Genomic DNA, 10,811 nt, shown 5'->3' with positions numbered 1-10,811 from the left:
GGGGGCGGCCGGGCGAGCAGGACGCCGCGGGGAGGACGCCGCAGGGGGCCGGTTCTCGGCCGGCGGGGCGGTGGCGCACCCCCGATCGGGTGAGGAAAAAGCGCAGGTCGGAGGGGCGTGACGCACCCCACTGTCTCAGATAGTAGGAAGCCCGACTAATTGTGGAGACAGGTGCCCGGCCCTCGCTTACTTTTGTAGAAGCCGAACGATTCGCTCGATCCAGCGACGGCGGTCGTGAGCCGGGCCCTGCGCAGGACACCCCTGCGGCACCGCTCCCCGCCCTTCCGGCGCTCCGCACCTTTCTTCATCTCTCGCACTTCCTCGCGCCTTGCGCGCCCCCCCATGTGTCGAAGGAGTCGATGTCCCATGGCCGCAACCGCCCTGCGCCGCCGCGTCCGCCACGCCTCCCGGACGAGCGAGTCCGTCCGCAAGAACGCCGCCGCCGCCCTGCAGCGCGCCCTCGACCGCCGTGACAACGGCGGCGAGACCGGACACTGAGCAGCACCCGCCTTTGTCCTCCTCCGTCCGGACGTCCACATCGCGGACGCGCTGTGTCGTTCCCTGGGACGAGGAGTAGGGTGCCGCCATGTCTCGCAGCATCAATCTCGCAGTGATTCCCGGTGACGGCATCGGCCAGGAGGTCGTGGCCGAGGGGCTGAAGGTCCTGACCGCCGTCCTTCCGCAGGATGTGAAGCTGGAGACCAAGGAGTACGACTTCGGCGCCCGGCGCTACCACGCCACGGGCGAGACACTCACCGACGCCGACCTGGAGCAGCTGAAGCAGCACGACGCCATCCTGCTCGGCGCGATCGGCGACCCGTCGGTCCCCTCCGGCGTCCTGGAGCGCGGCTTCCTGCTCAAGCTCCGCTTCGCCTTCGACCACCACGTCAACCTCCGCCCGAGCAAGCTCCTGCCCGGCGTCGCCACTCCGCTCGCCGGCAATCCGCAGATCGACTTCGTCGTCGTCCGCGAGGGCACCGAGGGCCCCTACACCGGCAACGGCGGCACCATCCGCCAGGGCACCGAGCACGAGGTCGCCACCGAGGTCTCCGTCAACACGGCCTACGGTGTCGAGCGCGTGGTCCGCTACGCCTTCGCCCGTGCCCAGGCCCGCCCGCGCAAGAAGCTCACGCTGGTCCACAAGAACAACGTCCTGACCTTCGCGGGTCACCTGTGGACGAACATCTTCAACAAGGTGGCCGAGGAGTACCCCGAGGTCACCACCGAGTACATCCACGTCGACGCCGCCACGATCTACCTGGTCACCCAGCCCGAGCGGTTCGACGTCATCGTCACCGACAACCTCTTCGGCGACATCATCACCGACCTCGCCGCGGCCGTCTCCGGCGGCATCGGCACCGCCGCGAGCGGGAACATCAACCCCTCCGGCGAGTTCCCGTCCATGTTCGAGCCCGTCCACGGATCGGCTCCGGACATCGCCGGCCAGGGCAAGGCCGACCCCACCGCCACGGTCCTGTCCGTCGCCCTGCTGCTGCGCCACCTCGGCTTCGAGGCCGAGGCGACCCGCGTCGAGGACGCCGTCGCCGCCGACCTCGCGGAGCGCGGTGCGCTGCCCGCGCGCAGCACCTCCGAGATCGGCGACGCGCTCTGCGTACGAGTAGCGGGCTGACCCGGCCGCTCCTCCCCGCTCTCCACGAAGCCGCCGGGTCGCATCCGCGTCCGGCGGCTTCCCCCTGTCCGCCGCCGGGTGCCACCATCAGACCCCGGGCCGTATTCACCCCGTTCCTCTTGTGCCGCCGCCCCCGCGCGATAATCGGACGCGGAACTGCGGTATGAGGGAATGCTCGGACGTCCAAGCATCGGCCGCCGGCCGTACGGGTGTGGGCGCGGTCCGCCGTATCCGAGCCAGGAAGTGAAGGATCTCCCTGATGACGACGCCCACGATCGAGCTCAAGCCCTCGGCCAACCCGCTCTCCGATGCGGAGCGCGAGGAGATCCTGGCCAATCCCGGGTTCGGTCGCCGCTTCACCGACCACATGGTGACGATCCGGTGGACGAGGGGCCGGGGCTGGCACGACGGCCAGCTCGTTCCGTACGCGCCGATCTCCCTCGACCCGGCGACCACCGTTCTGCACTACGCGCAGGAGATCTTCGAGGGGCTGAAGGCCTACCGTCAGCCCGACGGCTCGGTCGCCACCTTCCGCCCGGAGAGGAACGCCCTGCGCTTCCAGGCCTCCGCCCGCCGGCTGGCCATGCCCGAGCTGCCCGTGGAGACGTTCATCGAGGCCTGCGACGCCCTGGTGCGGCAGGACAAGGCGTGGGTGCCCCCGCACGGCGGCGAGGAGTCCCTCTACCTGCGCCCGTTCATGATCGCCACCGAGGTCGGGCTGGGCGTCAAGCCCGCCGACGAGTACCTGTTCCTGGTGATCGCCTCCCCGGCCGGCGCGTACTTCCCCGGCGGGGTGAAGCCGGTCTCCATCTGGGCCTCCGAGGACCGCGTCCGCGCCGTCCCCGGCGGCATGGGCGACGCCAAGACGGGCGGCAACTACGCGGCCTCCCTGCTCGCCCAGGCCGAGGCCGCCGCCAAGGGCTGCGACCAGGTCTGCTACCTCGACGCCGTGGAGCACAAGTGGGTCGAGGAGCTGGGCGGCATGAACCTGTACTTCGTCTACGGCGACAGAATCGTCACACCCTCCCTGACCGGCTCGATCCTGGAGGGCGTCACCCGTGACTCGCTGCTGACGGTCGCCCGCGACCTCGGCTACGAGGCCGAGGAGGCCCGCATCTCCATCGACCAGTGGCAGCGCGACGCCGAGAACGGCACGCTGACCGAGGTCTTCGCCTGCGGCACGGCCGCCGTGATCACCCCGGTCGGCACCGTCAAGCGGGCGGGCGCCGAGTGGCAGCAGTCGGGCGGAGAGCCCGGCGAGGTCACCATGAAGCTGCGTCAGGCCCTGCTGGACATCCAGCGCGGCATCGCCGAGGACAAGCACGGCTGGATGCACAGGATCGACTGAGGTCCCACCCGGCCGCGTCTTCTGCCGGCGACCGCTTTTCAGCACCGGCCGGGGCCGCCGCGGACCGCTCGTCCGCGGCGGCCCCGGCGCGTCTGCGGCCGGCCGCCCCGCACGGCACCGGCCGGGACCACGTCCCGCGCCGTGCACGGAAGTTCCGGGGAGGCAGCCGTTCGGGTGCATTCGGGAGACGCGTGCCGGCGCCCTGCGCGGGACCGGCGGCAGGGCTCCCGGAGCCCGCCGGTGTGCGGCGGTTTCGCCGGTGACGCACGTCACCGCGGGGGAGTGCACGGGGAGCGGGGGTCCGGACCGGGCGCGGACGGACACCGGGGAACCGTTTCAGCCGGCCGCCCGCATCCTGAGACACGGCGCCTGGAAGGGGCGGAACTGTGCCACACTGCCCCCGTGCTCTCGTTCGCCACGATTATTGGCAGCAGGCGCGCCGGTCCGCAGTGACCGCCTCGTACGACCCGGTACGGGCGGCCACCGTCGTCCTCGACCCGCGCGCAGACCTCTCGCACCCGCGAGAGGTTTTTTGTTTTCCCGACCCACCTGCAGCCGGGAACACAGCGCGAGGGAGTATGGGGGACGGTGGAGCCGGTCATTTCCGGTAAGACCGACATGGGTGACAGGAGTCTTGAGGCCATGACCGCAACCAGCCAGCTCGACGATGCGTTCCACGTCTTCGACACGACCCTGCGCGACGGCGCGCAGCGCGAGGGCATCAACCTCACGGTCGCCGACAAGCTGGCCATCGCCCGGCACCTGGACGACTTCGGCGTGGGCTTCATCGAGGGCGGCTGGCCCGGGGCCAACCCGCGGGACACCGAGTTCTTCGCCCGCGCCCGGCAGGAGATCGAGTTCAGGCACGCCCAGCTCGTCGCCTTCGGCTCCACACGGCGCGTCGGCGGCAAGGCGGCGGAGGACCCCCAGGTCAAGGCGCTGCTGGACTCCGGTGCCGAGGTGATCACCCTGGTGGCCAAGTCGCACGACCGGCATGTGGAGCTGGCTCTGCGCACCACCCTGGAGGAAAACCTGGAGATGGTCCGCGACACCGTCTCCCATCTGCGTGCCGAGGGCCGCCGCGTCTTCGTCGACTGCGAGCACTTCTTCGACGGCTACCGCGCCAACCCCGCATACGCCAAGGCCGTCGTGCGGACCGCCGCCGAGGCCGGCGCGGACGTGGTGGTCCTCTGCGACACCAACGGCGGCATGCTGCCCGCCCAGATCCACGCGATCGTCTCCACCGTCCTCGCGGACACCGGGGCCCGCCTCGGCATCCACGCCCAGGACGACACCGGCTGCGCGGTCGCCAACACCCTCGCCGCCGTCGACGCGGGCGCCACCCATGTGCAGTGCACCGCCAACGGCTACGGCGAGCGCGTCGGCAACGCCAACCTCTTCCCGGTCGTGGCGGCCCTGGAGCTGAAGTACGGCATGCGGGTGCTGCCCGAGGGCCGGCTGCGCGAGATGACCCGCATCTCGCACGCCATCGCCGAGGTCGTCAATCTCACGCCCTCCACCCATCAGCCCTACGTGGGGGTGTCCGCCTTCGCCCACAAGGCCGGTCTGCACGCCTCCGCGATCAAGGTCGACCCGGACCTGTACCAGCACATCGACCCCGAGCAGGTCGGCAACACCATGCGCATGCTGGTCTCCGACATGGCGGGCCGCGCGTCCGTCGAGCTCAAGGGCAAGGAACTCGGCATCGACCTCGGCGGCGACCGCGAGCTCGTCGGCCGTGTCGTCGAGCGGGTCAAGGAGCGCGAGCTCAAGGGCTACACCTACGAGGCGGCCGACGCGAGCTTCGAGCTGCTGCTGCGCGCCGAGGTCGAGGGCAGGCCGCTGAAGTACTTCGAGGTCGAGTCCTGGCGGGCCATCGCCGAGGACCGCCCCGACGGCACCCACGCGAACGAGGCCACCGTCAAGCTGTGGGCCAAGGGCGAGCGCATCGTCGCCACCGCCGAGGGCAACGGCCCGGTCAACGCCCTCGACCGCGCCCTGCGCGTGGCCCTGGAGAAGATCTACCCCCAGCTGGCCTCCATCGACCTGGTCGACTACAAGGTCCGCATCCTGGAGGGCAAGCACGGCACCTCCTCCACCACCCGCGTCCTGATCTCCACCTCGGACGGCCAGAGCGAGTGGTCCACGGTGGGCGTGGCCGACAATGTGATCGCGGCCTCCTGGCAGGCCCTGGAGGACGCGTACACCTACGGCCTGCTGCGCGCCGGCGTGGAACCGGCGCAGTAGGAACCGGCCGGACGCCGCCGGACACCGCCGTCCCGCCGCCCGGGCAGCCGCCCGGGCACAAGAGGCACGGGCGGCGGGGACGGCGGAGGAAGCCGAGGAAGCAGGGGAAACAGAGGCGGCACGGACGCGGGCGGCCGCGGTCCGCCGGCCGTCAGGGAGCGCGCCAGATGTTGTCGAAGGCGGCGTTCTCGATGCGCCGCCGCTGCCGGACCGCCTCCAGTTCCGTCAGCGCGTCGTTGACGGCGGCCAGCACGGTCACCAGGGCCTCGTCGTCCGGGACCGCGGTCTCCTCGCCGGGTCCGGCCTCGATGCCCAGGGCGGCGGCCAGCCCGGTGAGGACGGGCTCGTGGGAGGCCCAGCGCTCGGCCGCCTCGCGCCGTTCCGGCGAGTCGACGGGTGTCCTTCGGCCGCCGCGGGCGGGCAGCCAGCGGTGCCGCCGCCCGGTGAGGCGCCCGTCCGCCTCCATCGCGTCGATGTAGGCCACGGCCAGTCCCTCGCCCCGGCGCCACAGCCAGTCCTCGACGGACTCGTACGGCGGCCGCTCCTTGAGTGCCGCCCCGGCCTGGTCCAGGAGGCGGTCTCCCGTCTTCTGCCGGGGGGCGGGCACGATGCGGTCGCCGTCCAGGGCGACGGCACCGGCGGCAAGGAGGTCGGCCAGTTCGGCGCCCGCCAGCGCGAGCGACAGATCACCCTGCTCGACGGGACGCTCGGACGGCAAGTCCAGGCTGAGGAGCAACAGGTCCCGCGGTGTGGTCACGCACTCGACGATACGGCCACCGGGAGCCGACGGCTCGGCGATGCGCCCACGGGGGAGCGCAGGGGCGGGTACCCCCTTCGGGGGATTTCCGAAGCGATTCGGGCTTTTGGGGCTGTTCGGGTACTTTCGAAGTATGAAGGCCATGGCTCTGGTCCGAATTCCGGCGCGACTGCTGGTGGCGCTCGCGCTCGCCGTCATGGCCGTTCTGTGGGCGGGTGTGCCCCGTGCCGAGGCGGCCACCAGCATCTCGACGGTCGCCGAGGAGCTCCGCAGGAACCCCGTGTACGTCGACCCGGCCATGTCCGCCCAGCTGCCGCCGACCGAGGCGGCCGAGCTCAGCCGGCAGATCAAGGACGCGGACAAGCCCCTGTTCATCGCGGTTCTGCCCGCGGACCAGCCGACGCGGAACCTGTTCACCGACCTGCGCACCGCCACCGGCGTCACCGGCGCGTACGCGGTGCGCCTGGGCGACCGCTTCGACGCCCGCGCCGATGCCTCGGTGCTGCCGCGCACCGCCGTGCGGAACCTCGTCACCAGCGTCCAGGGCGAGGACGCCAGGACCCAGCTCGCCGACTTCACCGACCGGGCCCTGGTCACCATGAGGGGCTCGGCCCCCGCCGGCTGGGACGGCGTCGAGCGCGGCGGCACGGTGTCCACCACCGCGCTGATCACCGCCGGCGCGGTCCTGGTGGCGAGCGGTGCGGGCGCGTACGCCCTGGTCCGGCGCGGCCGGAGCCGCCGGGAGGCGGAGCAGCAGGCCGCCCTGGAGAAGCTGCGGGTCGTCGTGGACGAGGACATCACCGCCTACGGGGAGGAACTGGACCGCCTCGACTTCCACCCGGCGGAGGCCGGTGCGGACGACGCCATGCGCGCGGACTACGAGCGGGCGCTGGACAGCTACGACCAGGCCAAGCAGTACATGGCCGAGGCCCGCCGGCCGGAGGACGTGCGGCTGGTCACCGAGACCCTGGAGGACGGCCGCTTCTCGCTCGCCCGGCTGGCCGCCCGCCGTGAGGGGCGCCCCCTGCCCGAGCGCCGTCCGCCCTGCTTCTTCGACCCGCGCCACGGTCCCTCGGTCGCCGACGAGGAGTGGACGCCCCCCGGCGGCGCGCCTCGCCGGGTGCCGGTCTGCGCCGCCGACCGGATCCGCCTGGCCGACGGCCTCGACCCGCAGATCCGCGAGGTGGCCACGGACGGGGGCCGCCGCCCCTACTGGGACGCCGGCCCCGCGTACGGCCCCTGGGCCGGGGGTTACTTCGGCGGCGGCCTCCTGCCGGGTCTCCTGGCGGGCACCCTGCTCGGCAGCATGATGGCCACCCCGTCCTACGCGGCCGCCTACGGCGCCGGCTACGGCGACTTCGGCGGCTACGAGGGCGGCGACGTCTCCGGCGCGGACTTCAGCCCGGCCGACTTCGGGGACTTCGGCATGGGCGGCGGCTTCGGCGGCGGCGGGGACTTCGGCGGAGGCGACTTCGGCGGGTTCTGAGGGCCCGCGGCCGTTCAGGCCTTCCTGATCGCCGAGATGTCGAAGTTCAGCTTGATCCTGTCGGAGACCAGGACGCCACCCGTCTCCAGGGCCGCGTTCCAGGTCAGGCCCCAGTCCGAGCGCAGGATCTCGGCCCTGCCCTCGAAGCCGACGCGCTCGTTGCCGAAGGGGTCCTTGGCGGCGCCGTTGAACTCGAGGTCGATGGTGACCGGCCTGGTGATGCCGCGGATGGTCAGGTCGCCGGTGATGCGGTAGTCGTTGCCGCCCAGGGCCTCGGCCTTGGTGGAGCGGAACGTCATCTCCGGGAACTCCTCCGTGGCGAAGAAGTCCGCGCTCCTCAGGTGGTTGTCGCGGTCCTCCGAGCCGGTGTCGATGCTGTCCATCCGCACGTCGACGGACGCCGTGGAGGCCGAGGGGTCGCTGCCGTCCAGGCGGAGGGTGCCGGTGAAGTCGTTGAAGGTGCCCTTGACGTTGGTGACCATGGCGTGCCGCGCGACGAAGCCGAGGGTGGAGTGCGCGGGGTCGATCGTGTAGTCGCCGGTCAGCGCGGCCAGGTCCGGGTTCACCGCGGCGGGGGCGGAGGCGTTCTCGGCGGTGTCGTTCTTGCTGCTGAAGATGCCCATGAGGTTCTCCTTCGGAGAGGGACGTGCTCAGCGCAGGGAGAGGCGCCGAGTAAGTTGAAGTTTCAAATTGTTCTGCGGGCACGACCGTAGCGGTATTTCATTGATCGCTCAACCTTTTGGCGCATCTGCTGTCCGTGGCCGCCCCGCGGCGGGTGCCGGCCGCTTCCGCTCCGCGCGGGCGGGGGCGGGAGTCCGGCCGCGGCGGCCGGTGCGCCCGTCCGGCAGGGCCCGGTGCGCCCGGCTCGCCCGAGCGGTTACGCTCTGCGGGGACGAGGCCGCCGTACGGGTCGGCCCGTCACCCGGGGGAGGGCATGTGCCGCCCCCGAATGCGCGAGGTCTCCGCGCCCCCGGTTTGTGGCATCCCCACAAGTCCGACGCCCTCTGAGCAGTCGAAAAGGCTGCAAGGCGTCCAGGTTCTGTTCAGTGGCACCAGGAAAACGGGCCGGAGACTGTACGGAGTCAACGGCCCGCTTTCCTCGATGTCCTTCGTAAGGTCACTGCATGACCGTTTTGGAAGAGACGACGGGTGAGCCGGCCGGCGGGCCGGCGGACGCGCGCGGACGGGTTGCGGAACTGCACGAGATCCGTGCGCGGGCGGTGGCGGGCCCCAGCGAGAAGGCGACCGCGGCGCAGCGCGCCAAGGGCAAGCTGACCGCGCGGGAGCGGATCGAGCTGCTCCTGGACCCCGGCTCCTTCCAGGAGGTCGAGCAGCTGCGCCGGCACCGGGCGACCGGCTTCGGCCTGGAGGCCAAGAGGCCGTACACCGACGGTGTGATCACCGGCTGGGGCACGGTGGAGGGCCGTACGGTCTTCGTCTACGCCCACGACTTCCGCATCTTCGGCGGCGCGCTGGGCGAGGCCCACGCCACGAAGATCCACAAGATCATGGACATGGCCATCGCGGCCGGTGCCCCGCTGATCTCCCTCAACGACGGTGCGGGCGCCCGGATCCAGGAGGGCGTCAGCGCACTGGCCGGCTACGGCGGCATCTTCCAGCGCAACACCAAGGCCTCCGGGGTCATCCCGCAGATCAGCGTGATGCTCGGCCCGTGCGCGGGCGGCGCCGCCTACAGCCCCGCGCTCACCGACTTCGTGTTCATGGTCCGTGAGACCTCGCAGATGTTCATCACCGGCCCGGACGTGGTCAAGGCCGTCACCGGCGAGGAGATCACACAGAACGGGCTGGGCGGCGCGGACGTGCACGCCGAGACCAGCGGTGTGTGCCACTTCGCCTACGACGACGAGGAGACCTGCATCGCCGAGGTGCGGTACCTGTTGTCGCTGCTGCCGCAGAACAACCGGGAGACCCCGCCGCGGGTGGAGTGCTCCGACCCCGTCGACCGCCGCTGCGACACCCTGCTGGACCTGGTCCCGGCCGACGGCAACCGGCCCTACGACATGACCAAGGTCATCGAGGAGATCGTCGACGACGGCGAGATGCTCGAGGTCCACGAGCGCTGGGCGCGCAACATCATCTGCGCGCTGGCCCGGATGGACGGCCAGGTCGTCGGCATCATCGCCAACCAGCCCCAGGTGCTGGCCGGCGTGCTGGACATCGAGGCCAGCGAGAAGGCCGCACGCTTCGTGCAGATGTGCGACGCCTTCAACATCCCCCTCATCACTCTTCTGGACGTCCCCGGCTTCCTGCCCGGCGTCGACCAGGAGCACGGTGGAATCATCCGGCACGGAGCCAAGCTGCTCTACGCCTACTGCAACGCCACCGTGCCGAGGATCTCGCTGATCCTGCGCAAGGCGTACGGAGGTGCCTACATCGTCATGGACAGCCAGTCCATCGGGGCCGACCTCACCTACGCCTGGCCCACCAACGAGATCGCCGTGATGGGTGCGGAGGGCGCGGCCAACGTCATCTTCCGCCGCCAGATCGCCGAGGCGGAGGACCCCGAGGCCATGCGGCAGAAGATGGTCAAGGAGTACAAGGCCGAGCTGATGCACCCCTACTACGCGGCCGAGCGCGGTCTGGTGGACGACGTCATCGACCCCGCCGACACCCGCGAGGTCCTGATCAAGTCCCTGGCGATGCTGCAGACCAAGCACGCCGACCTGCCCTCCCGCAAGCACGGCAACCCGCCGCAGTGACCCAGCCACGGAGACCCGCCATGAGCACCATTGACATCCGCGTCGAGAAGGGCCACGCCGAGCCCGAGGAGGTCGCCGCCATCACGGCCCTTCTCCTGGCCCGCGCATCGGCCCGCCCTGCCGGTACGTCCGGCCCCGCCCACCGCGGCCGTGCCCGGGCCGGCTGGCGCCGGCTGGAGCGGGAGAGCGGCTTCCGCGCCCCCCACAGCTGGCGCTGAGCCCGTCCGGCTGCCGGAACAGCTCCGAGACAAGGGGCCCACCCCGCCCGGGTGGGCCCCTTCCCGTGTCTTGAGGTCCTTGTCTCCCCGCCTCTTCCCGTCTCCCTCCGCGTCCCCGTGCCTCTCACGGCCCCTGCACGTCCCGTACGGCCCTCCATCCGCGCGTGTGCCCTTCCGTGAACCGATGAAGGCGGGTGCCCTCTCCCCCGAGGAGAGGACACCCGCCTTCATCGGTCGGGTGGTGGGTCACCGCAGCCGGGCCATGAGGGCGTGTTCGACCAGTGTGATCAGTGTCGCCTTGGCGTCCGCGCGGTGCCGGGCGTCGGTGGTGATGATGGGGATGTCCGGGCCGATCTGCAGGGCTTCGCGTACTTCGTCCGGGGTGTACGGCTGCTGGCCGTCGAA

9 protein-coding genes and 1 pseudogene are annotated in these 10,811 nt (G+C 71.4%); 7 read left to right on the top strand and 3 right to left on the bottom strand.

Annotation, left to right across the window (positions count from 1 at the left end):
- Positions 1 to 366 precede the first annotated feature (366 nt).
- The 4 genes from CCN35_RS29990 to cimA all read left to right on the top strand — a co-directional run bounded on the left by CCN35_RS29990 (position 367) and on the right by cimA (position 5,225).
- Positions 367 to 498 carry a hypothetical protein gene (locus CCN35_RS29990; protein ID WP_086793398.1) on the top strand — a complete coding sequence of 44 codons (132 nt, stop codon included), beginning with the start codon at positions 367 to 369 and terminating at the stop codon, positions 496 to 498.
- A gap of 88 nt (positions 499 to 586) precedes the next feature.
- Positions 587 to 1,630 (top strand): 3-isopropylmalate dehydrogenase, encoded by a 1,044-nt coding sequence (locus CCN35_RS17215; RefSeq protein ID WP_086793396.1) that lies wholly within the window; start codon positions 587 to 589, stop codon positions 1,628 to 1,630.
- 259 nt (positions 1,631 to 1,889) lie between these two features.
- Positions 1,890 to 2,978: a branched-chain amino acid aminotransferase gene (locus CCN35_RS17210; RefSeq protein WP_067399522.1), complete on the top strand. Its 1,089-nt coding sequence runs from the start codon at positions 1,890 to 1,892 to the stop codon at positions 2,976 to 2,978.
- 642 nt (positions 2,979 to 3,620) lie between these two features.
- A complete protein-coding gene (gene cimA, locus CCN35_RS17205) occupies positions 3,621 to 5,225 on the top strand; it encodes a citramalate synthase (RefSeq protein WP_086793394.1) in 1,605 nt (534 codons plus the stop codon).
- 151 nt (positions 5,226 to 5,376) lie between these two features.
- Here the strand turns inward: cimA and CCN35_RS17200 are convergent, their stop codons facing one another.
- Positions 5,377 to 5,982, bottom strand: a complete 606-nt coding sequence (locus CCN35_RS17200; RefSeq protein ID WP_086793392.1) for a GOLPH3/VPS74 family protein — start codon at positions 5,980 to 5,982, stop codon at positions 5,377 to 5,379.
- A gap of 133 nt (positions 5,983 to 6,115) precedes the next feature.
- Here CCN35_RS17200 and CCN35_RS17195 point away from each other — a divergent pair, with 133 nt between their 5' ends.
- Positions 6,116 to 7,468, top strand: a complete 1,353-nt coding sequence (locus CCN35_RS17195) for a hypothetical protein (RefSeq protein ID WP_086793390.1) — start codon at positions 6,116 to 6,118, stop codon at positions 7,466 to 7,468.
- A gap of 14 nt (positions 7,469 to 7,482) precedes the next feature.
- On the opposite strand, the gene CCN35_RS17190 is transcribed toward CCN35_RS17195, so the two are convergent.
- Positions 7,483 to 8,091 (bottom strand): YceI family protein, encoded by a 609-nt coding sequence (locus CCN35_RS17190; protein ID WP_067399509.1) that lies wholly within the window; start codon positions 8,089 to 8,091, stop codon positions 7,483 to 7,485.
- A 501-nt stretch (positions 8,092 to 8,592) separates the two neighbouring features.
- On the opposite strand from CCN35_RS17190, the gene CCN35_RS17185 reads away from it, so the two are divergent.
- Both CCN35_RS17185 and CCN35_RS17180 read left to right on the top strand, forming a co-directional pair.
- Entirely contained in the window at positions 8,593 to 10,188 is a 1,596-nt protein-coding gene (locus CCN35_RS17185; RefSeq protein ID WP_086793388.1) for an acyl-CoA carboxylase subunit beta, read from the top strand.
- Positions 10,189 to 10,208: 20 nt separating this feature from the next.
- A complete protein-coding gene (locus tag CCN35_RS17180) occupies positions 10,209 to 10,406 on the top strand; it encodes an acyl-CoA carboxylase subunit epsilon (protein ID WP_067399507.1) in 198 nt (65 codons plus the stop codon).
- A gap of 246 nt (positions 10,407 to 10,652) precedes the next feature.
- On the opposite strand, the pseudogene CCN35_RS17175 reads toward CCN35_RS17180, so the two are convergent.
- Positions 10,653 to 10,811: pseudogene (locus CCN35_RS17175) on the bottom strand (ATP-binding protein); the annotation flags it as partial.

This window comes from Streptomyces thermovulgaris (genome assembly GCF_002155915.1).
Classification (GTDB): Bacteria; Actinomycetota; Actinomycetes; order Streptomycetales; family Streptomycetaceae; genus Streptomyces; species Streptomyces thermovulgaris.
This window is presented reverse-complemented; position numbering and strand designations above follow the sequence as displayed.

Coding starts and splice junctions, on each gene's coding strand:
- CCN35_RS17185 (WP_086793388.1), top strand. CDS start 8,593: ATGACCGTTTTGGAAGAGACGACGGGTGAGCCGGCCGGCGGGCCGGCG.
- CCN35_RS17195 (WP_086793390.1), top strand. CDS start 6,116: ATGAAGGCCATGGCTCTGGTCCGAATTCCGGCGCGACTGCTGGTGGCG.
- CCN35_RS29990 (WP_086793398.1), top strand. CDS start 367: ATGGCCGCAACCGCCCTGCGCCGCCGCGTCCGCCACGCCTCCCGGACG.
- CCN35_RS17210 (WP_067399522.1), top strand. CDS start 1,890: ATGACGACGCCCACGATCGAGCTCAAGCCCTCGGCCAACCCGCTCTCC.
- cimA (WP_086793394.1), top strand. CDS start 3,621: ATGACCGCAACCAGCCAGCTCGACGATGCGTTCCACGTCTTCGACACG.
- CCN35_RS17215 (WP_086793396.1), top strand. CDS start 587: ATGTCTCGCAGCATCAATCTCGCAGTGATTCCCGGTGACGGCATCGGC.
- CCN35_RS17180 (WP_067399507.1), top strand. CDS start 10,209: ATGAGCACCATTGACATCCGCGTCGAGAAGGGCCACGCCGAGCCCGAG.
- CCN35_RS17190 (WP_067399509.1), bottom strand. CDS start 8,091: ATGGGCATCTTCAGCAGCAAGAACGACACCGCCGAGAACGCCTCCGCC.